The sequence below is a fragment of the Pseudomonas sp. 2822-15 genome (assembly GCF_002742515.1).
Lineage (GTDB): Bacteria > Pseudomonadota > Gammaproteobacteria > Pseudomonadales > Pseudomonadaceae > Aquipseudomonas > Aquipseudomonas salomonii.
On the sequence record NZ_LJRY01000237.1, the window covers coordinates 1 to 348 of the forward strand.

Below are 348 nucleotides of genomic sequence, written 5' to 3' on the forward strand. Positions count from 1 at the left end.
ATCATGAGTTACTAAAATTGCCGTTTTTTGATGCTCTCTGATTGTGGAGAAGACCAAATCCTCTAATTTAAGTTTCGTTTGATAATCTAAAGCTGAAAAGGGTTCGTCTAATAATAATAGCTTCGGATCAGTAGATAACATTCTAACTAAAGCAACTCGTTGTCTCATACCTCCAGAAAGTTCTCCAGGAAATTGATTTGTTTTATCTTTTAAACCCATTTGTTCTAATAGTTCTATAGCAGTTTTTCTAGTTTCAGGTGTTAGTTTTCCCATCGTTTTAAGACCGAGCGTGATATTTTCCTCTATGGTCAACCAGGGAAATAAATAGTCTTGTTGTAGCATATATCC

1 protein-coding gene is annotated in these 348 nt (G+C 34.5%); it reads right to left on the reverse strand.

Annotated elements, in window-relative coordinates; translation table 11 throughout:
• Positions 1-348 (reverse strand): ATP-binding cassette domain-containing protein (locus tag AOA59_RS25970; RefSeq protein WP_143522817.1); only part of this gene is annotated, 348 nt, incomplete at both ends.